The sequence below is a fragment of the Aliidongia sp. genome (assembly GCF_035943795.1).
Taxonomy (GTDB): Bacteria; Pseudomonadota; Alphaproteobacteria; order ATCC43930; family CGMCC-115725; genus Aliidongia.
The window spans coordinates 1-18,690 of record NZ_DASZBY010000051.1 but is presented as its reverse complement, the minus strand read 5'-3'; the positions used below and the strand labels follow the sequence as shown (position 1 = coordinate 18,690).

At 65.7% G+C, this 18,690-nt stretch carries 18 protein-coding genes; 10 read left to right on the top strand and 8 right to left on the bottom strand.

Translation table 11 applies throughout. The annotated features are described in order from the left end of the window. The first annotated feature begins 104 nt into the window (after positions 1-104). Positions 105-2,030 carry an autotransporter domain-containing protein gene (locus tag VGV37_RS08975; RefSeq protein WP_326879320.1) on the top strand — a complete coding sequence of 642 codons (1,926 nt, stop codon included), beginning with the start codon at positions 105-107 and terminating at the stop codon, positions 2,028-2,030. A 55-nt stretch (positions 2,031-2,085) separates the two neighbouring features. On the opposite strand, the gene VGV37_RS08970 is transcribed toward VGV37_RS08975, so the two are convergent. Continuing rightward, positions 2,086-2,997, bottom strand: a complete 912-nt coding sequence (locus VGV37_RS08970; protein WP_326879319.1) for a LysR family transcriptional regulator — start codon at positions 2,995-2,997, stop codon at positions 2,086-2,088. A gap of 114 nt (positions 2,998-3,111) precedes the next feature. Here VGV37_RS08970 and VGV37_RS08965 point away from each other — a divergent pair, with 114 nt between their 5' ends. The 4 genes from VGV37_RS08965 to VGV37_RS08950 all read left to right on the top strand — a co-directional run bounded on the left by VGV37_RS08965 (position 3,112) and on the right by VGV37_RS08950 (position 7,805). Then, a complete protein-coding gene (locus tag VGV37_RS08965) occupies positions 3,112-4,425 on the top strand; it encodes a citrate:proton symporter (RefSeq protein ID WP_326879318.1) in 1,314 nt (437 codons plus the stop codon). Beyond that, positions 4,419-5,774 (top strand): acyclic terpene utilization AtuA family protein, encoded by a 1,356-nt coding sequence (locus tag VGV37_RS08960; RefSeq protein ID WP_326879317.1) that lies wholly within the window; start codon positions 4,419-4,421, stop codon positions 5,772-5,774. Before VGV37_RS08965 ends, VGV37_RS08960 begins: the two co-directional genes overlap by 7 nt. Beyond that, complete coding sequence (locus VGV37_RS08955) at positions 5,771-6,076, top strand: AtuA-related protein (RefSeq protein ID WP_326879316.1); 306 nt, start codon at positions 5,771-5,773, stop codon at positions 6,074-6,076. The genes VGV37_RS08960 and VGV37_RS08955 overlap by 4 nt, the downstream gene beginning before the upstream one ends. A 73-nt stretch (positions 6,077-6,149) precedes the next feature. Continuing rightward, positions 6,150-7,805 carry a tannase/feruloyl esterase family alpha/beta hydrolase gene (locus VGV37_RS08950; RefSeq protein ID WP_326879315.1) on the top strand — a complete coding sequence of 552 codons (1,656 nt, stop codon included), beginning with the start codon at positions 6,150-6,152 and terminating at the stop codon, positions 7,803-7,805. Positions 7,806-7,954: 149 nt separating this feature from the next. Here the strand turns inward: VGV37_RS08950 and VGV37_RS08945 are convergent, their stop codons facing one another. The 5 genes from VGV37_RS08945 to VGV37_RS08925 all read right to left on the bottom strand — a co-directional run bounded on the left by VGV37_RS08945 (position 7,955) and on the right by VGV37_RS08925 (position 13,532). Continuing rightward, positions 7,955-8,749, bottom strand: a complete 795-nt coding sequence (locus VGV37_RS08945; protein WP_326879314.1) for an enoyl-CoA hydratase/isomerase family protein — start codon at positions 8,747-8,749, stop codon at positions 7,955-7,957. Positions 8,750-8,812: 63 nt separating this feature from the next. Further along, the gene (locus VGV37_RS08940; RefSeq protein ID WP_326879313.1) at positions 8,813-9,916 is read right to left on the bottom strand and encodes an ABC transporter ATP-binding protein; all 1,104 of its coding nucleotides are present in this window, start codon (positions 9,914-9,916) and stop codon (positions 8,813-8,815) included. A 5-nt stretch (positions 9,917-9,921) separates the two neighbouring features. After that, complete coding sequence (locus VGV37_RS08935; RefSeq protein ID WP_326879312.1) at positions 9,922-11,691, bottom strand: iron ABC transporter permease; 1,770 nt, start codon at positions 11,689-11,691, stop codon at positions 9,922-9,924. Between the two features lie 4 nt (positions 11,692-11,695). Further along, positions 11,696-12,733, bottom strand: a complete 1,038-nt coding sequence (locus tag VGV37_RS08930; protein ID WP_326879311.1) for an ABC transporter substrate-binding protein — start codon at positions 12,731-12,733, stop codon at positions 11,696-11,698. A 58-nt stretch (positions 12,734-12,791) separates the two neighbouring features. Continuing rightward, positions 12,792-13,532, bottom strand: a complete 741-nt coding sequence (locus tag VGV37_RS08925) for a GntR family transcriptional regulator (protein WP_326879310.1) — start codon at positions 13,530-13,532, stop codon at positions 12,792-12,794. Between the two features lie 106 nt (positions 13,533-13,638). Between VGV37_RS08925 and VGV37_RS08920 the strand changes: the two genes are divergently transcribed. The 4 genes from VGV37_RS08920 to VGV37_RS08905 all read left to right on the top strand — a co-directional run bounded on the left by VGV37_RS08920 (position 13,639) and on the right by VGV37_RS08905 (position 16,098). Then, positions 13,639-14,811, top strand: coding sequence for a CoA transferase (locus VGV37_RS08920; RefSeq protein WP_326879309.1), 1,173 nt, complete (start codon positions 13,639-13,641; stop codon positions 14,809-14,811). A 91-nt stretch (positions 14,812-14,902) separates the two neighbouring features. Then, positions 14,903-15,232, top strand: coding sequence for a metalloregulator ArsR/SmtB family transcription factor (locus VGV37_RS08915; RefSeq protein ID WP_326879308.1), 330 nt, complete (start codon positions 14,903-14,905; stop codon positions 15,230-15,232). Continuing rightward, entirely contained in the window at positions 15,229-15,675 is a 447-nt protein-coding gene (locus VGV37_RS08910; protein ID WP_326879307.1) for an SRPBCC domain-containing protein, read from the top strand. The genes VGV37_RS08915 and VGV37_RS08910 overlap by 4 nt, the downstream gene beginning before the upstream one ends. Positions 15,676-15,678: 3 nt before the next feature. Then, positions 15,679-16,098 (top strand): GFA family protein, encoded by a 420-nt coding sequence (locus VGV37_RS08905; protein WP_326879306.1) that lies wholly within the window; start codon positions 15,679-15,681, stop codon positions 16,096-16,098. Between the two features lie 16 nt (positions 16,099-16,114). On the opposite strand, the gene VGV37_RS08900 is transcribed toward VGV37_RS08905, so the two are convergent. Further along, complete coding sequence (locus VGV37_RS08900; RefSeq protein WP_326879305.1) at positions 16,115-16,462, bottom strand: DUF962 domain-containing protein; 348 nt, start codon at positions 16,460-16,462, stop codon at positions 16,115-16,117. A 78-nt stretch (positions 16,463-16,540) separates the two neighbouring features. Here VGV37_RS08900 and VGV37_RS08895 point away from each other — a divergent pair, with 78 nt between their 5' ends. After that, positions 16,541-17,584 (top strand): aspartate-semialdehyde dehydrogenase, encoded by a 1,044-nt coding sequence (locus tag VGV37_RS08895; protein ID WP_326879304.1) that lies wholly within the window; start codon positions 16,541-16,543, stop codon positions 17,582-17,584. A 123-nt stretch (positions 17,585-17,707) separates the two neighbouring features. Here VGV37_RS08895 and VGV37_RS08890 read toward each other — a convergent pair. Further along, positions 17,708-18,690 (bottom strand): LysM domain-containing protein (locus VGV37_RS08890; RefSeq protein WP_326879303.1); only part of this gene is annotated, 983 nt, incomplete at its 5' end.

Below are 18,690 nucleotides of genomic sequence, written 5' to 3'. Positions count from 1 at the left end.
GCGGCCTTGAGAACGGGCCGCCCGTCTTGTTGTGCGGACCGGCCGCTGGCTGCTACAAACCAGTGACAGTTTGAAATAATAACAAACGTCGTTGGGGGGATTTCATGCGCGCGTTCATCGCCGGAATCGGCGTCTCGCTGGCCGTGCTGTCGGGATCGGCCGACGCCGAGAGCCGGTTTTCCAATATCGTCGTGGTCGGCGACAGCGTGTCCGACAATGGCAATATTCCGAAGGATTTCAGCGGCCAGACGCCGCTCGCCTCGACCTTCCCGATTTCTCCCCCCTATTACGGCAATCGCTTCAGCAACGGCCCGATCTATGTCGATTATCTGAACGGCCTCCTGGGCGTCAAAGCTCCACTGGTCGACGTCGCGATCGGCGGCGCCTTCACCGGCGTCGGCAATGTCCTGCCCACCGCGATCATCCCCGCCGGCCAGGGCGGCATGGCGAGCGAGATCGATGCCCTGGTGGCATCGGGCACCCGCGCGACGAGCAAGAGCCTCTATGTCGTGTTCGGCGGCGCCAACGATTATTTCGGCTTCCTGGGCGGCGCGGTCGCAGCACCCGGCCTGTCGGCGACGCAGGTGACCAATCTCGTCAACACCCAGGTCCAGACGACGGTCGGCAACCTGGTTACCGACGTGACCCGGCTCTATGGGTTGGGCGTGCGCTACTTCGTCGTGCCCAACTTGCAGGACCTGGGCAATACGCCCTCCTACAACACCAGCGCCGAGAGGGCGATCGCAAGCCAGGTGAGCGTCGCGCATAATGCGGCGCTGCAGACTGCGATGGCCGCGCTGGCCCAGCAGCTGCACGTGACTATCGTCATGCCGGACAACTACGCCGCCGACCAGGCGATCGAAAACAACCCGGCGAAATTCGGCTTCACCAACGTCACGACCGCGTGCAAGGCCGGCACGACCGGCCTCGCCGGCACGGTCTGCGCCACGCCCGACACCTATCGCTACTGGGATTCGGTGCACCCGACCGCCGCGGCCCACATCCTGGTCGCCGACGTTTTCGTGTCGACCATCAATGGTCCGCTGGCGATCGGCGCCGAGGGCGAGTTGGGCATCATCGCGATCCAGAGCACGTTCGATGCGATCACCAGCCGCACCCAGGCCCTGCGCGACGGGGCGTCCGGCCTGACCTTCACCGACGTCAACGGCCAGTCCGGCGGCACCGCCAACCCGGACAAGCCGCTCGCCGGCTTCGTCACCGGCAGCTACGGCTGGGGCTCGCGCGACGACCGGTCGAGCGCATCGGGCTTCGACTATACGACCAAGAACATCTATGGCGGCCTGGACTACAAGGTGACACCGAACCTGGTCCTGGGCGCGCTGTTCGGCTATGGCACGACCGAGGGCACGCTCCATGGCTCGATGGGCGAGGCCGATTTCGACTCCTACCAGGGCGCCGTCTACGCCACCTATTTCAACGGCGGCTTCTACGCCACGCTCGGCGGCACCTATGTCGGCAACGACTGGACGAAACTCAGCCGCAACACCTTCCTCGCCGGCCAGACGACCCAGGCCACGGCCAAAGGCCAATCGGGCGGCCTGAAGGTCGAGACCGGCTATGCCTTCAACGTGGGCGGCTTCAACGTCGGCCCGGTCGGCGAGCTGCGCTGGGCCAATATCGGCATTGACGGCTATTCCGAACATGGCGTGCTCGGCCTCAACCAGCAGATCGACGAGCAGAGCTTCCAGACCCTGATCGGCGCGTTCGGCGGCCAGGTCTCGTTCACGACCGACCTCGGCGGCCTCAGCGTCTCCCCGCATCTGCGGCTGACCTACGACCACGAGTTCAAGGATTCGAACCGGTCGGTCAACACCCGGCTCGTGTCCGAGCCGCTGCTGACCGTCACGACCGCGCTCGACGATCCAGGCAAGGATTCGGTCCGGATCGGCGGCGGCATCGACATCGCGCTGGGCGACAGCCTTACGGCATTGGTCGACTTCAATGCGACGGCGGCGCGCAGCGACGGCAACGACTACCAGACGCTCGCCAAGCTGCGCTACAGCTTCTGACCGGACATCCTGGCAGCGACGGCCGCCGAAGCAATCCGGCGGCCGTTGCCATCGCCTAAGAAGGAAGAACCGGCCGAAAGTTGCCGTCAGACAATAAATTCATGAAATTGAGGGCCGCCGGCGAGAGCGACCGTCCGCCCCGCGTCAGCACGCCAATCGAGCGGCGCATGGTCGGATCCTTCAAGGGCCGGGTGATCAGGCCCGCCGCATTGACCAATGGAAGCGTCAGGTTGGGCAATGCCGTCACGCCAAGGCCGGCTGCGACCAAGCTGACCGTTGTCGCAAGATGGCTGCATTCATAGAGCTGTTTGGGTGAAAGCCCCGTTTGTAGAAAGGCGGCGTTCGTCATGGCGCGCACGCTGCTGGTCTGCGCCATGGCAATGAACGGCCTCTCCGCGAAATCGCGCCAACCGACCTCCGCCATCGCGGCGAACGGGTCGTCACCCCGGCAGACCGCGACGAAATCGTCACTGACCAGCGGGCGATAGCTGAGCGCGCCCGGTTCGGCAGGCCTGACGGTAAGCCCCAGATCGGCGATGCCATCCGCGACCGACGCGGCGACCGCATGGGCCAGGTCGTCCCGGATGACCACCTCGACGCCGGGATAGGCGGCCTGGAAGCGAACGATCGCCTGCGGCAGCAGCACGGCGGCGGCCGACGGCAGTGCCGCCACGGTGACCCGGCCGCGCTGGCCCCCGAGAAACTGCGCCAATTCGCCGAAAGCACTGTCGAATTCCAGCACCATACGCAGAGCGATCGGCAGCAGCTCGTCACCGGCCGGGGTCAGGACGACATTGCGCGTATCGCGATCGAACAGCCTTGACCCGATCGCCTCCTCCATCAGCCGGATCGTTCGGCTGAGGGCCGGCTGGGACACCGACAGCCGTTTGGCCGCCACGGTGAAGCTGCCGGTTTCGGCGACCTTCACGAACGCCGTCACCTGTGGCAGGGAAAAACTTATCCGCATTGGTTATGTATATATAGAATCTTTGTCTTTGAAAAATAAATCCCCTCGTCGGATTCTTTCCCGTCGGCCAAAAGGCCGGGCGCAAACGGATGCGTCCTATTACCGGGGATGGAAATGCTCGCTCTTTTGGGAACGGCCACAGTTCTCGTGCTGCTCGCCGTAATCATGCTCAATCTGTGCTCGCCGCTCGTGGCGCTGATCGCGGTCCCCATCGTCGCCGCCCTCGTCGGTGGTTTCGGCCTGGCGACCGGCAAATTCATCGTCACCGGCATCACGTCGATCGCACCCGTGGCCGGCATGTTCGTCTTCGCCATCCTCTATTTCGGCATCATGACCGATGCCGGCATGCTCGACCCGATCATCGGCCGGATCCTGAAGACCGTCGGCGCCAAGCCGACGCGGATCGTCATGGGCTCCGCCCTGCTGGCGCTGCTGATCCATCTGGACGGCTCGGGCGCCGTCTGCTTCCTCATCACCATCCCGGCCATGCTGCCGCTCTATGAAAAGCTGGGCATGGATCGGCGGGTCCTGGCCTGCGTGGTCTCGCTGGCCGCCGGCGTCAATTTCCTGCCCTGGACCGGACCGACCATCCGGGCGGCAGCGGTGCTGCACATGTCGGCGACGGAAATCTTCCGTCCGCTGGTGCCGGTCCAAGTGGTTGGACTGATCTTCGTCTTCGCTGCCGCCTGGTGGCTGGGGCATCGCGAGGAGCGGCGCCTTGGCCTGGCCGGCGGTGGCTCGATCGCCGTCGGCACCGGCCCATCGCTGGTCGTCGTCCCGCGCACCCCGGAGCAGGAGTGGCTTCAGCGGCCGAAGCTGTTCTGGCTCAACCTGATCCTGACCGTCGCCATCATGGCGGTGATGATCTGGGGCATCGTCGATCCGGTCGCGATGTTCATGATCGGCACGGTGCTGGCGCTCATGATCAATTACCCGAACGTGGCGGAGCAGCGCGCGCGCATCGACGCCCATGCGAAGGCCGCGCTGATGATGGCCGGCATCCTGCTGGCGGCCGGTGCTTTCACCGGCATCATGACCGGCTCCGGCATGCTGAAGGCCATGGCGGCCGCCGCCGTCGGCCATGTCCCGTCATCGATGGCGATCCATATTCCGGCGATGCTCGGCGTGATCTCGATGCCGCTCAGCCTGCTGTTCGACCCGGATTCCTATTATTTCGGCGTCATGCCGGTCATCGGGGAAGTGGTGAAGGGGCTGGGCGGCGACCCGATCCACGTCGCCCAGGCATCGCTGCTCGGCCAGATGACGACCGGCTTTCCGGTCAGCCCGCTCACGCCGGCGACCTTCCTCGTCGTCGGGCTCGCCGGGATCGAACTCAGCGACCATCAGCGGTTCTCGATCCCGTGGCTGTTCGCGGCAACGGTGGTGATGACGCTCGCCAGCATCCTGTTCGGTATTTTGCCATGGTGAGCATGAAGACGATCAGGATCGGCAGCGGTGCCGGATATTCGGGCGATCGGATCGAGCCGGCAGTCGAGTTGGCCGAGCACGGCCGCCTGCAGTATCTGTGCTTCGAATGCCTGGCCGAGCGCACGATCGCGCTGGCGCAATTGGACCGGCTGCGCGATCCGGCCGGCGGCTTCGACCCGCTGCTGGTCGCGCGTATGGAGGCCGTGCTGCCCGCCGCCGCGCGCAATGGCATCAAGATCGTCACCAACATGGGGGCCGCCAACCCCCTGGGAGCTGCGGCGGCGATCGCCGATACGGCACGGCGGCTCGGTATCACCGGCCTTAAGATCGCGGCCGTGACCGGCGATGATGTCCTGGACCAGATCCGGGGCGCTGATCTGCCGGTGCTGGAGACCGGCGGCCGGGTCGCCGATCTGGGCGACCGGCTCGTCTCCGCCAATGCCTATCTGGGCGTGGCGCCGATCGTCGAGGCCTTGGCGCGCGGGGCGGACATCGTCGTGACCGGTCGCGTCGCGGACCCGTCGCTGTTCCTGGCGCCGCTCATCTATGAATTCGGATGGAGCCAGGCGAATTGGGCGCTGCTGGGGCAAGGCACGGTGCTCGGCCACCTGCTGGAATGTGCCGGACAGGTGACCGGCGGCTATTTCGCCGATCCAGGCTTCAAGGATGTCGCCGATCTGGCCCGGCTCGGCTTTCCGCTGGCGGAAGTCCGTGCGGATGGGTCCGCCGTCCTGACCAAGGTCGAGGGTTCCGGCGGGCTGGTGACACCGGCGACCTGCACCGAGCAGCTGCTCTACGAGTTGCACGATCCGACCCGGTACCTGACCCCCGACGTGACGGCCGATTTCTCCGGCGTCCATTTCGGGGCCGAAGCGGCCGACCGCGTCCGGATTACCGGCGGCAGCGGCACGGCAAGACCGGACGCGTTCAAGGTCTCGCTCGGCTATCGGGACGGTTTCATCGGCGAGGGCCAGATGACCTATGCCGGACCCGGATGCCTCGCGCGCGGCCGGCTGGCACTCGCCATCGTCGAAGAGCGTCTGAAATTGACGGGCGTGCAGGTCGGCGACCTCCGGCTCGAACTGATCGGGGTCGATTCCGTCTGCGGCGGCGCTGGAGCGAGGCCCGGGATCGATCCGCCCGAAGTGCGCATTCGCGTCGCCGGGCGAACCGCGACCTTGGCCGACGCGATCCGCATCGGCAACGAGGTCGAGACGCTCTACACGAACGGTCCCGCCGCCGGTGGCGGGGCGACCAAGTCCGCCCGCGAGGTCATCGCGGTCTTGTCCACCCTGCTGCCGCGCGACCGGGTCCGCCCGCGGATCCAGATCCTGTCGGAGGTCGCATGACCCAGCTGCGCGCGATTGCCCATGGCCGGACCGGCGACAAGGGCAACACCTCGAACATCTCGGTCATTGCCCGCGATGCGGCCGACTATCCGCGCCTGGTCGCGGCGCTGACGGCGGATCGGGTCAAGGCGCATTTCGGCCCGCTCGTGCAGGGTGCCGTCGTGCGCTACGAGCTGCCGCAGTTGGGCGCCCTCAATTTCGTGCTGGAGGGCGCGCTGGCGGGGGGCGTCACCCGGTCTCTGGCGCTCGACGCCCACGGCAAATGCCTCAGCAGCCTGCTGCTGGAGATCGACCTCGAATGAGTGGCCGATAACGGCAGATCGGCGAACGGCAACGACCAGAACTTTCGTAAAACAACGAGTAAGGGAGGAAGCCATGAAAGCGACAAGACAACGGCTGCGGCTGGCGAAAAAGCTATGTCTGCTGGGGGCGGCCCCCCTGGCGCTGGCGTTCGCCCACACGGCCGAGGCCGGCACCTGCGAAAGCCTGGCGGGCCTCAAGGTGCCCAACACCACGATCACCGCCGCGATCAGCGTCCCGGCCGGCCTCTATACCGCACCGGACGGCAGCACCTATCCCAACATGCCGGCCTTTTGCCGGGTCGCCGCCACGGTCAGCACCCAGCCGACGGAAGCCGTCAAGATCGAGGTCTGGTTGCCGGCGACGACATGGAACCGGCGCTTCGAAGGCCTGGGCTCGGGCGGCTTCGGTGGCTCGATCACCTATTCCGCCCTGGCGCCGGCAGTGCAGAGCGGCTTTGCCGCCGCCAACACGGACACGGGGCACGAGGGCGGGACTGTGGGCGCCATCGGCCAGTCGCTGCCCTGGGCGCAAAACCCGGTCAGCCTGACTGACTGGGGGCATAGCTCGATCCATCTGATGTCGGACAGTGCCAAGGCGATCCTGCAGGCGTTCTACCAGCGCAAAGCCGACTACGCCTATTACGATGGCTGCTCGACCGGCGGCGCCGAGGCCATGGAAGAGGCCGTGTACTATCCCGACGATTACGACGGGATCCATGCCGGGTCGCCGGGCATGGACTACAGCCATCTGATGATGAGCTTCCTTTGGGGCGCCCTGCCTTCGGCCAAGAATCCCGCCGCGGCCCTGGGCGCGCCTCAACTCGCTTTGCTGCATCAGGCGGTTTTAGGCGCCTGCCAGGCCGATGACGGCAGCATCGCGGGCGACAGCTTCCTCAATGATCCGCGCAAGTGCCATTTCGATCCGGCCGTTCTGCAATGCAAGCAAGGCCAGGACCCCGGCACCTGTCTCAGCGTGGCGCAGACGCAGGCGGCCCGCACGCTCTATAGCCCCGTCACGAACCCGCAGACCGGGCTGGTGCTCTATCCAGGCTTCGCCAGGGGCAGCGAGGATAATTGGTCTCTGATCCAGGGCGCGTTGGTTCCGTTTTTCGCGCAGCCGCTGCTGGCGAACACGGTTTTCGACAATCCGAACTGGGACTGGACCAGCTTCAATTTCGCCAGCGACGCCCGGCTGGTCGACCGCAAGCTCAGCCCGTCGATCACCGCGATCAGCCCGGATCTTTCCCGCTTCCGCGCTCATGGCGGCAAACTGATCATGACCCAGGGCTGGGACGATCCGTTGAACGCCCAGACCCTGCCGATCGAGTATTACAATTCCGTCCTGGCAACCGACCCGGACGTGGAACGGGTCCAGCGTTTCTACCGGCTGTTCATGGCCCCCGGTATGGGCCATTGCGGTGGAGGACCAGGTCCCAACACCTTCGACACCACCGCCGCCCTTCAGGCCTGGGTCGAGCATGACCAAGCCCCGGCAAAGCTGATCGCGACCAAATATGTCAACGACCTGCCGGCCGACGGCGTCGCCATGACCCGCCCGCTCTGCCCCTATCCGCAACGCGCCGCTTACAGGGGTAAAGGCAGCACGAGCGTGGCGGCAAGCTACTCGTGCGTCGAAGACCGGCCGCAATTTGCCAAGGATGTGAAGCAGGAGATCGAGAACATCATCGCGACATACCGATCGGGCGATCTGAACAACCTGCCGAACTGAGCCGGCCCGAGGTGCGGGACCCATCCCGCACCTCCCCGAACGACTGCCGGGATCGCGGATACTCGACAGGCCGTAGACGCGCTACCGCGCGTAACGCCGGATACCCACCGGCGTGGGAATGACGGAAAAATGCGCGTCAACGGCAGAGGTCATTTCCCCTGCCACTGCGGCTCGCGCTTGTTGAGAAACGCTTCCATGCCTTCGCGGAAATCGTCGCTCATGTAACACATCAAGATCAGGTCCTTTTCTTCCTCCAACCGCATTTTGGCGCTGATGCGGCGGATGGCTTCCTTGGTCGCGCGCAGGGTCAGCGGCGCATGGCCGGCGATCTTGCGGGCCAGTTCGGCGGCGCGCGCGTGCAGGGCGGCGGCATCGGGCAGGATCTCGCTGAACAGGCCGATGCTGTGCGCTTCCTCCGCCTCGATCAGCCGGGCGGTGAAGATGATGTCCTTGACCTTGGCCGGTCCCAGCAGCGAATAGAGCCGCCCGTAGTTCGCCATCGACAGGCAATTGCCGAGCGTGCGGGCGATCGGGAAACCGTAGCGCGCGCTGGCCGTCGCGATGCGGATGTCGCAGCAGGCGGCGATGCCGGCGCCGCCGCCGGTGCAAGCCCCGGCGATGGCCGCGATGGTCGGAACCCGGCACTGCTCCAGGATGCCCATGACCCGGTTGCCACGCGCTTCATAGTCGAGGGCATCCTGCTGGGTCTTGAAGGCCCGGAATTGCGAGATGTCGGTGCCGGCGGCGAACGCCTTTTCGCCGGCGCCGGTCAATATCAGCACTTTGACCTCGTCCGTCTTGCCGACCTCTTCGCAGATCTCGGCCAGGCGCTCGTACATCGCGAAGGTCAGCGCGTTGCGGGCCTGCGGGCGATTGAAGGTGACGTGGCCGATACCGTCCTCGACCTCGTACAGCAGCTCGTCCGTCTTCGTTTCCATATCCATGGCGTTCGTCCTCGTCCCGGTGTCTCGTTGAATTCGTGTGTCTGCCGTCGCTCGGAATATCGTCTAGATCACGACCATCATCTGCTGGGGGTCCAGGACCAGCCAGACCGTGTCGCCGACCTCGAATACCTGAGAAGGTACCGCCGCCACGCGCAGGCGCAGGCCACTGCCGACGGGTGCGACCACATAATCCCAGGATTCGCCCAGGAAGGCCCGCTCGACCAGCTCGCTCTGCACCGCGAAGGCGTTGTCCATCGCCGGCTGTGCCCGCAGCAGTCCAACGCTCTGCGGTCGGACCGAAAGCTGCACCTGACCCGCGAGATGACCGCCCCCGTTCTCGAACGCCGCCCGCGGCAGGCTGAAGCCGTCGAACCGGATGGTCGCCCCGGAACAGGTGCCCTCGATCAGGTTGGTGCGCCCGATGAAGCTCGCGACGAACCGGGTGCGCGGCCGGGTGTAGAGCGTGTAGGGCGCGTCGATCTGCTCGATCTTGCCCTTGTTCATCACCGCGATCCGGTCCGAGGTGACCATCGCCTCGCTCTGGTCGTGGGTGACGTAGACCGTGGTGAAGTTGAAGGCGTCGTGCAGTCGGCGGATCTCGAACCGCATCTCCTCGCGCAGATTGGCGTCGAGGTTCGACAGCGGCTCGTCGAGCAGCAACACCCGCGGCCGGATGACGATCGCGCGGGCCAGCGCCACGCGCTGCTGCTGGCCGCCCGACAGCTCGGCCGGATAGCGCTCGGCCAGGTGATCCAGATGGACCGTCTCCAGTACTTCCTTGACCTTGCGGGCGATCGTCTCGCGATCGAACCGGCGCAGCTTCAGGCCGAACGCTACATTCTCGCCGATGGTCATGTTCGGCCAGACCGCGTAGCTCTGGAAGATCATCGACATCTGGCGCTTCTCGGGCGGCAACGCGCCGGCGGCCGACGAGATCGGGCTGCCGTCCATCGCGATCGTGCCGGCGGTGGGCTTCATGAAGCCGGCGATCATGCGAAGCGTCGTAGTCTTGCCGCAGCCGGAGGGCCCCAGCAGCGAGACGAATTCGCCCGGCATGATGTCGAGGTCGAGGTTGTCCACCGCGGTATAGGCGCCGAACGCGCAGGTGATCTTGTCGAGCGACAGCCGCGGCAGCATCGCGTCGTTGGCAACGGCGGAAAGAGCCATCGGGTTCATGCTCTCCTCAACAGGAAATCGCGGCCGACCAGGCGGTAGCCGATCAGGACGATCAGGATGGTGACGCCCAGCAGGAAGAAGCCCAGTGCCGCCAGCAGCTCGAAGCTGCCGTTCTCGCTGAGGTCGAGGATCAGCACCGAGATGACGCGGGTCTTGGCGGCGACCAGGAAGATCGCCGTGCTCAATTCGCGCGAGGCCGGGATGAACACCAGCAGCCAGGTGCCGACCAGGCTCTTCTTCAGCAGCGGCACGACCACGCGTCGGACCGCGAGCAGGCGGCTGCCGCCCAGGATGCGCACCGCCTCCTCCATCTCGGGATTGAGCGAGCGGAGCCCGGCCATGCAATTGGCGAAAGCGATCGGCAGGAACCGGGTGGTGAAGCCCAACACCAGGATGGCGGCCGTGCCGTAGAGCGCGAAGGGCGGCGAGGAATAGACCGCGTAGAAGCCGATGGCGAGCACGATGCCGGGCACCACCAGCGGCGCCATGCAGAGCGCCGACAGGATGCCGCCGCCGATCACCAGCCGGCGGCTGACCACGTAGGCGACGATCAGCGCCAGCACCACCGCGACGCAGGCGGTCGCCGCCGAATAGACGAAGGTGTTGAGGATGACCTGGCGGCTGGAGCCGTCGTTGAACAGATAGGCGAAATTGGAAAGCGTCAGGTTCGCGAAGGAAAAGCCCTGGCCCCAGGCCCGGCTGAAGGCGGCCTGGGCGAGTGCCGCATAGGGCAGGAACACGGCCAGCGCACAAACCACGAGACAGCCGGCCAGCACGACCCAGCGCAACTTGCCAAGCTTCATCAACTGCCGCCCGCCGCTCTTGCCCGACAGGGAGACATAGCCTTTGCGCCCGAGAATGAGCTTTTGCAGCCCCAGCATCGCGATGGTGATGAGCACCAGCGGCACCGCATAGGCAGCGGCCGCCTCGGCGCGGACCGGGAATTCGAAGAACTGCCAGAGCTGAAGCGTCATGATGTTGATGCGCGCCGGCAACGCGATCACCGCCGGCGTGCCGAACAGGGCGACCGTATCCAGGAACACGATGATCGAGCCGCCCAGGATCGCCGGCAGCACCAGCGGCAGGGTCACCTTGAACACGGTGCGCAACGGGCTCATGCCCAGGATATGGGCCGCCTCCTCCATCTCCGACGACACGCGGTCGAGCGCATCGGCCGTGAAGACGAAGATGTAGGGAAAAGCATAGAGCGCCGTGACCAGTACGAGGCCGCCGAAGCTGTAGACGTTGAACACGCCGGCATGACTTCCGGTCAGCGCCATCCAGATGCGGTTGATCCAGCCGGCATTCGGTCCGGCCAGCAGGATCCAGCCGATGGCGCCCAGGTAGGACGGCGTGATGAAGGCACCCAGCACGGTGGCACGCACCACGCCCTTGCCCGGCATGTCGGTGCGGGCGACCGCCCAGGCGAGCGGCACCGCGAAGGCGATCGAGACGGCGACGACGGCGGCGCCATACAGCAGGGAATTGCCAAGCCCGATCAGCCGGCGCTGGTTGGCATAGGCCGCCACATAGTTCGAGACCGTGAACGCGCCGGTCTCGGTCGACTGGAAGCTGGAAATCAGCAGCCGCAGCATCGGCGCCACGACCAGGAACACCAGGATCAGGGTAGCGCCGATCCAGATCAGCGACCAGAGGTCGAGGCGCAACCCGAACCGGGCCGGCCGCGCCGCCACGAGGTTCGGCTCGGGATTGGTCGGCGCGGGACGCGTCCCGTCCAGGCCCGGGGCCAGGGATGGTCGGCTCATGTCCTCACATCCCGAACGTGTCGCGCCATTTCGCCTTGTTGGGCGGCAGCTCTTGCTCGATCTGCTGGGCGGTCGGGGCGAACAGCGTCATGTCGGCCAGCGCCTTCGCGCCTGGGGACGGCGGCACGTCGGTCCGCAGCGGCTGCTCGAAATTCTGCGCCAGGATCTTGGAATATTCCGGGCCGGTCGCGAATTCCATGAACAGCTTCGCGGCGTTCGGATGGGTCGTGCCCTTGATGATGGCCGAGGGCGAGATGACCATCAGGGTGCCCGAGGACGGATAGACCACGGCCAGCGGGTTGCCCTTGGCCGCACTGCGGATCGCGGTCGCCGGGTTGCCCATGCCGACGATGCGCTCGCCCGAGTTCAGCACGGTGACCGAATCGTCGATCGACCGGCCGATCTGGGGATTGAGCGTGTTGAGCTTGGTGAAATAATCCCAGCCGTAACGCTCGGCCATGGCGACGGTCCAGACGCCCACCATGCCGCTGTAGTTCGGGCTGCCGAAGGTGATCTGGTTCTGCCATTTCGCATCGGTCAGGTCGGGCCAGTCCTTGGGCACGTCGGCCGGTTTCACCTTGTTGGTGTTGTAGACGATCGCCGACAGGCCGACCCAGCCCGTGTGGTAATAGCCGTCCGGATCGACGTTCTGAACCGCCTTGGCCATGCCGGCCTCGTTGTCCGGCTCGTACTGCACGAGCTGGTCCTTGGACTTCAGGAACAACATATGGCCGATGTCGGTCGTGGTGAACACGTCCGCCTGCACTTGGCCTGCCTTCAAGTCCTGCAACAACCGCTGGAACGCCACCTGGGACGTGGTCTTGATCACGCTGAACTGGATGCCCGGGTATTTCGCCTGGAACGCCTGGCCGATCTGATCGCAGATCTGCTGGTCCAGGATGCCCGAATACCAGGTGACGGACCCTTCCTTCTTCGCTGCCTCATAGAGCTGCTTCTCGTGCTCGGTCTGGGCCGACGCGCCCGAGACCGCAAGGGTCGCGATCCCGATCGCTGCCAGAAGCGAGACTGCCCAGTTCGCCATTCTCATGTCCCAGTTCCTCCCCATGATTGGCTGTCGGCCGTTCAGGTCTGTGCCCGATTCAGAGTGCGGCCTTGCGCCTTCGCGGTAGCTTCCTCGTTTCGCCGTCCGGTACCGCGGCGGGTTCGGCCGGCGGGCTGCTCGCCACGAACCGGCCCAGGCCGTGGGATATATGCAACTCGCCCGCCTCGCGCGCCCGGGCCGGATCGCCGGCGGCGATGGCGCGCACGATCTCCGTATGTTCGGCGTTCGACGCCCGCATGCCCGCGGCGGAGACCAGCGAGCGGCGGCGGAACAGGTTCAGCTCGTTGCCGAATTCCTCGTGGATCCTGAGCGCGCGCTTGTTGCCGGCAAAGCGCATCAGGGTCGCATGGAAATCGAGATTGAGCGTGTAATAGCCGACCGCGTCACCGGCCGTCTGGGCGGTCGCCATCTGCCGAACCAGCGCGCGCAACGCCGCGATCTGCTCCTTGGTCGCCTGTCGGGCCAGATGGGCGCAGGCATAGCCCGTGAGCGCCACCCGGATCTCGTACAGCTCGTGCGCCTCTTCGGCGCTGACCTTGCGGACGAAGGATCCCTGGTTGACGACCGTGACGACCAGGCCGGCGCCCTCCAACCCGCGCACCGCCTCGCGCACCGGCCCCCGGCTGATGCCGAGCCGGGCGGCCAGCGCCAGCTCGTTCAGGCGCTCGCCGGCCTTGAGCTCGCCGGTCGTGATCATGCGTTCGATCTCCTGCGCCGCCAGCGAGGCGAGCGACCGGGTCCGCAGGATGTCGAGGGCGCTGAGCGAAGGCTCGTTCATGCGTCATGGTGATGGTCGACGACGCGATGTGTCAACACTATACATCCAGACTGTCAACAATCTACACTATGGCCGAAACGATCACCATTCCCAGGGAGGAACCGTCATGCCCACCGCCTCATCCGCCCTCGCCCGGTTCAAGGTGCTCGACCTGACCCGCGTGCGCGCCGGGCCGACCTGCGTGCGTCAGCTCGCCGACTGGGGTGCCGACGTCATCAAGGTCGAAATGCCCGAGGGGTTGGATACGGGCGAGCCGATGGGGGGCCCGCGCGACGGTCCGGATTTTCAGAACCTGCACCGCAACAAGCGCGGCCTGACCTTGAACCTCAAGGCCCCGGAAGGCGTCGCGATCCTGAAGCGCCTGGCCGCGACCGCGGACGTGGTGGTCGAGAATTTCCGGCCGGACGTGAAGCATCGCCTGGGCATCGATTATGAAGCGCTGTCGGCGGTGAACCCGCGGCTGATCTATGCCTCGATCTCCGGCTTCGGCGAGGACGGCCCCTATGCCGCCCGCCCGGGGTTCGACCAGATCGCCCAGGGCATGGGCGGCCTGATGTCGATCACCGGCGAGCCCGGCCACGGCCCGATGCGCGTCGGCATTCCGATCGCCGACCTGTGCGCCGGCATTTTCGCAGCCCAGGGCGTGCTGGTGGCACTGCTGGAGCGCGAGGCGAGCGGCAAGGGCCAATGGGTCCGCAGCTCGCTGCTGCAGGCGCAGATCTTCATGCTCGATTTCCAGGCGTCACGCTGGCTGATGAAGGGCGAGGTGGCGCCCCAGGCCGGCAACAACCATCCGACCAGCATTCCGACCGGCGTATTCCGGACACGCGACGGCTACATCAACATCGCCGCCGCCGGCCATCACATCTGGGAACGGCTCGCCAAGACGCTCGGTGCCGAAGCCTGGCTGAGCGATCCGCGCTTCGCCACCGCCAAGGCGCGCAGCGACAATCGCGATGCGCTGCAGGTCCTGATCGACGCCTGCACGGTGACCGACGACAGCGCGTCCTGGATCACCCGCCTGAACGAGGCGGGCGTGCCGTGCGGCCCGATCAATTCGATCGACCAGGCCTTCGCCGAACCGCAGGTCCGGCATCTGGGCATCGCCCAGGAATTGGACGGGGTGCGCTACGTCGGCCAGCCGATCGTGCTCGACCGCACGCCCGCGGCGATCGTCAGCCATCCGCCGGCTTTGGGCCAACACACGGACGAGATCCTGACGGAGCTGGGCTTCACGCCCGATGAGATAGAACAAGCCCGCACGGCCAAGATCGTCTGACAGCGGGCCGCCCGGGTGAGGAGCGGCAGATGCTCCTCACCCTGCTATTTCTTATTGACTTAACCTGTTAGTTATTTCATATATAAGTGAAATGAACACCCTTGACGACACCTTCTCCGCCCTCGCCGACCCGACCCGTCGGGCCATCCTTGCGCGCCTGGCGCAAGGGGATGCGACCGTCGGGGAGCTGGCGGCCCCGTTCGACATCTCTTTGCCGGCGATCTCGCGGCATCTGAAGGTCCTGGAACAGGCTTCGCTGATCTCCAACGAGCGCGAAGGCAAGCATCGCCGGTGCCGCCTCAATCGCGCCGCCCTGGCAGGTGCCGCCGAGTGGATCGAGTTTCACCGCCGCTTCTGGAGCGGCAGCTTCGACCGCCTCGATGCCCGGCTCAAAGCTGAGAATGAGGAGCCCAAGCCATGAGTGCCGAAAATCCGGTGCTGGAAATCACCCGCGTCTTCGACGCCACACCGTCCCGCATCTTCAGGCTCTGGCTTGATCGGGAGGAATGGCAGAGCTGGATCGGCCCCGAAGGGATCATGTGCGAGGTGCCGTTGCTCGAGCCGCGCGTCGGCGGACGCTATCGACTGACCATGCACCTGCCCGATGGCCGCAAGTTGCCGGTCGCGGGCCGCTACACGGCGATCGAGCAGGACAGGCTGTTCGCCTTCACTTGGGCAATGGAAGGTGAGCCGCGCGAGACGCTGGTCACCGTCGCGTTGCGCGACCTGGGCGGCACGACGGAACTCACCCTGCGCCAGGAGGGCCTGCCGACCGCCGCCAATCGCGACGGCCATGCCCAAGGCTGGTCCAGCGCCTTCGACAAGCTCGCCAAGCATCTGGCGGCGACGACCAAGGGAGAATGATGCATGTCCGCAAAAACCCATAAAGGCAGCTGTCATTGCGGCGCCGTCCGTTTCGAGGTCGACCTCGACCTGGGCGCCGGCACCATGAGATGCAATTGCTCCCTCTGTACCAAGGTGCGCTCGTGGTTCGCCATCGTCGAGCCCGAGCGGTTTCGCCTGATCCAGGGCGCCGATGCGCAAACGGAATATTCCTGGACACCGCCGGGCCGGCCAGGCCCCAACCTGCATTTCCAGTTCTGCAGGATCTGCGGCATCCGCACGCCGGGAAACGGCGAGCACGGGCCGGATGGCGGACCGTTCGTGTTCATTCCGGTGGGGGCGCTCGACGATGCGTCACCCGACGACCTCGTGGCCGCGATCCACTACATCGATGGTCGCCACGATCGCGACGACCTGGAACCGGAAGACATCCGGGCGATGTAGCGCTGCAGAGTACCGGTCAGGCGCCGATGCCGGCCTCGACCAGGTGCGGGGCCAGACGGCCGGTCAGGAACAGCGCCAGCATCCGGTAGTCGCTGATCAGCGACCAGAACGGATGGCCGAAGGTCTCGGGCCGATTGTGCTCGATGCCGAAATGCGCGGTCCAGGCAAAGCCATATCCAAGCACCGGCGCCGCCAGGGCCCACAGCCAGTCCCCGCTCGTGACGGCCAGGACGACGGCACCCAGCGCCAGCAGGCTGCCGCAGTAATGCAGCGCCCGCGTCTGCGGCCGGCCATGGGCGCGCAGGTAGCGCAACCAGAAGCCATGGTAATCGAGCGCCCCATGGTGGGTGGTCAGGTCGGCCATGTTTCCTCACGTCTTGTCTCGATCGGGCGAGGCGCGTTTAGTGTTGCGCTTCTTTTCATCGAGGTCGAGGAATTCGTCATGGGCTATCGGGTTGCCGTCGTGGGCGCTACCGGCAATGTCGGCCGTGAACTCCTGACCACCCTGCACGAGCGGGAATTTCCGATCGACGACATCGTGGCGCTCGCCTCCACGCGCTCGATCGGCTCCGAGGTTTCCTGGGGTGAGGACGACGTCCTCAAGGTCCAGGCCTTGGATACGTTCAGCTTCAAGGGCATCGACATCGCGCTGTTCTCGCCCGGCGCCAAGGTCTCGGCCATCCATGCGCCACGCGCCGCCGCCGCCGGCACGGTCGTGATCGACAATACGTCGGAATTCCGCATGGACCCGGACGTGCCGCTGGTCGTGCCCGAGGTCAATCCCCAGGCGATCGGGCGCTATACCAAGCGCAACATCATCGCCAACCCGAACTGCTCGACCATCCAGATGGTCGTGGCGCTGAAGCCGCTGCACGACATCGCCAAGATCAAGCGCGTGGTCGTGGCGACCTACCAGTCGGTCTCGGGCAAGGGCAAGGAGGCGATGGACGAACTGTTCGTCCAGACCCGTGCCATTTATGTGAACGACCCGATCAAGCCCGAGCAATTCACCAAGCGCATCGCCTTCAACGTCATCCCGCACATCGACAGCTTCATGGACGATGGCTCGACCCGGGAAGAATGGAAGATGGTGGTCGAGACCCGCAAGATCCTGGATCCCGAGATCGCGGTGTCGGCGACCTGCGTGCGCGTGCCCGTGTTCATCGGCCATGCCGAGGCGATCAACATCGAGTTCGAGAACCCGATTTCGGCCGAGCGCGCCCGCGCCGCGCTCAAGGCGGCCCCCGGCATCACCGTGATCGACCATCAGGTCGACGAAGGCTACGTCACTCCGCAAGAATGCGCCGGCGAAGATTCGGTGTTCGTGAGCCGGATCCGCAAGGACCCGACCGTGAAGCACGGCCTGTCGATCTGGGTCGTGGCCGACAACCTGCGCAAGGGCGCCGCGCTCAACGCCGTGCAGATCGCGGAATTGCTGGATCGGGACTATCTGGCGCCGGCGAAGAAGAAGCTCGGCGCGCACTGACGAAAGCGAGGGCGGCGGGTATTCCCGCCGCCCTCCAGGACCATTCGACCCTGCCTATGGCATATCGCTGGACGAACCGCCCCGCCGTTGCAGACGAAGCGGACATCCAAGTGAGATCGCCGACTAGTCCGCTCGCCGGCCGCCGAGCGCCACCCGCTGGTTCGGGGTCGAATCGGTGGGGATCGGTATGTTGATCTTGTCACCGATACGAAGCAGATCCGGATCCCGCTTGCCCGGGGGGTTCGGCGGCGTGAACGGGTTCCCGTTGAACAGCGACCAGTCAAACTGCGGGTTGAGCTTTTCGAGCGTCGGCAAGGTGGTGCCGTTTGCTTTCGCTATTCCCTCGAGCGTATCGCCAGCCTTTGCGGTAACCACGCGGGTCGTCGGTGCGGGCGGCACCGGTGTGGTGGTCGTGGGGGGAGTTGCGGTGACGGGCGGGGTCACCTTGGGCGCGGCGGGCGGCGGCGCTGTCGGAAAGGCCACGCCGTTGTCCTTGGCCCATTGGATGAGGCCATCGATGCTCTTCGGCGTTTCGGCCTTGGCCGCGAGCGACCGGTAATATTGATCTCCGGCATTGGCCGGCGGGATCACCGTGATCTCCGGAAACTCCTGGTCGGTCTTGCTGTTCCCCCGGCTTTCCGGCCCCAGCAGCGACGAGTTGTTCTGATAGAACGTCTTGAGCTGGCTCGGGGACAGGTTGGCCGGCGCGTCCGGTACCGTGTCGCCGTTCTTGTTGAGCGCCACCGGAAAATTGCCGTTCTTGTCCGGCTGGACGTTCTGGGCGGCGAGCACGAGATTCTTCAACTGCTGCGGGTCTTTGAACGAGGCCAGGAATTGGCCCATCTGGGTCTGCGAGATACCCAGCTTCGCAGCGGTCGCCTGGAACACCGGACCGACGCTATTGCCGTACTGGTCGTCATTGGCCAATTGCTTGGCAAGACCCGGCGGGACGTCCGCATATTGCAGGAAGGTCTGGTTCGTCCCCTCATATGTGTTCGACTGCTGGACCCGCGTATAGAGCTTGTAGCCGTAGAGGCCGACGGTCGTCGCCAGCACCACGCCGGCGGCGATCGGCCCGGACCAGTCGGCACCGGCGGTGCCGGCGG

What these genes read in the sequence shown, in the direction of transcription:
- VGV37_RS08965 (WP_326879318.1), top strand. Translation starts at nt 3,112, where the DNA reads ATGCTCGCTCTTTTGGGAACGGCCACAGTTCTCGTGCTGCTCGCCGTA.
- VGV37_RS08970 (WP_326879319.1), bottom strand. Translation starts at nt 2,997, where the DNA reads ATGCGGATAAGTTTTTCCCTGCCACAGGTGACGGCGTTCGTGAAGGTC.
- VGV37_RS08950 (WP_326879315.1), top strand. Translation starts at nt 6,150, where the DNA reads ATGAAAGCGACAAGACAACGGCTGCGGCTGGCGAAAAAGCTATGTCTG.
- VGV37_RS08930 (WP_326879311.1), bottom strand. Translation starts at nt 12,733, where the DNA reads ATGGCGAACTGGGCAGTCTCGCTTCTGGCAGCGATCGGGATCGCGACC.
- VGV37_RS08935 (WP_326879312.1), bottom strand. Translation starts at nt 11,691, where the DNA reads ATGAGCCGACCATCCCTGGCCCCGGGCCTGGACGGGACGCGTCCCGCG.
- VGV37_RS08960 (WP_326879317.1), top strand. Translation starts at nt 4,419, where the DNA reads ATGGTGAGCATGAAGACGATCAGGATCGGCAGCGGTGCCGGATATTCG.
- VGV37_RS08945 (WP_326879314.1), bottom strand. Translation starts at nt 8,749, where the DNA reads ATGGATATGGAAACGAAGACGGACGAGCTGCTGTACGAGGTCGAGGAC.
- VGV37_RS08940 (WP_326879313.1), bottom strand. Translation starts at nt 9,916, where the DNA reads ATGGCTCTTTCCGCCGTTGCCAACGACGCGATGCTGCCGCGGCTGTCG.
- VGV37_RS08975 (WP_326879320.1), top strand. Translation starts at nt 105, where the DNA reads ATGCGCGCGTTCATCGCCGGAATCGGCGTCTCGCTGGCCGTGCTGTCG.
- VGV37_RS08915 (WP_326879308.1), top strand. Translation starts at nt 14,903, where the DNA reads ATGAACACCCTTGACGACACCTTCTCCGCCCTCGCCGACCCGACCCGT.
- VGV37_RS08910 (WP_326879307.1), top strand. Translation starts at nt 15,229, where the DNA reads ATGAGTGCCGAAAATCCGGTGCTGGAAATCACCCGCGTCTTCGACGCC.
- VGV37_RS08920 (WP_326879309.1), top strand. Translation starts at nt 13,639, where the DNA reads ATGCCCACCGCCTCATCCGCCCTCGCCCGGTTCAAGGTGCTCGACCTG.
- VGV37_RS08955 (WP_326879316.1), top strand. Translation starts at nt 5,771, where the DNA reads ATGACCCAGCTGCGCGCGATTGCCCATGGCCGGACCGGCGACAAGGGC.
- VGV37_RS08925 (WP_326879310.1), bottom strand. Translation starts at nt 13,532, where the DNA reads ATGAACGAGCCTTCGCTCAGCGCCCTCGACATCCTGCGGACCCGGTCG.
- VGV37_RS08895 (WP_326879304.1), top strand. Translation starts at nt 16,541, where the DNA reads ATGGGCTATCGGGTTGCCGTCGTGGGCGCTACCGGCAATGTCGGCCGT.
- VGV37_RS08900 (WP_326879305.1), bottom strand. Translation starts at nt 16,462, where the DNA reads ATGGCCGACCTGACCACCCACCATGGGGCGCTCGATTACCATGGCTTC.
- VGV37_RS08905 (WP_326879306.1), top strand. Translation starts at nt 15,679, where the DNA reads ATGTCCGCAAAAACCCATAAAGGCAGCTGTCATTGCGGCGCCGTCCGT.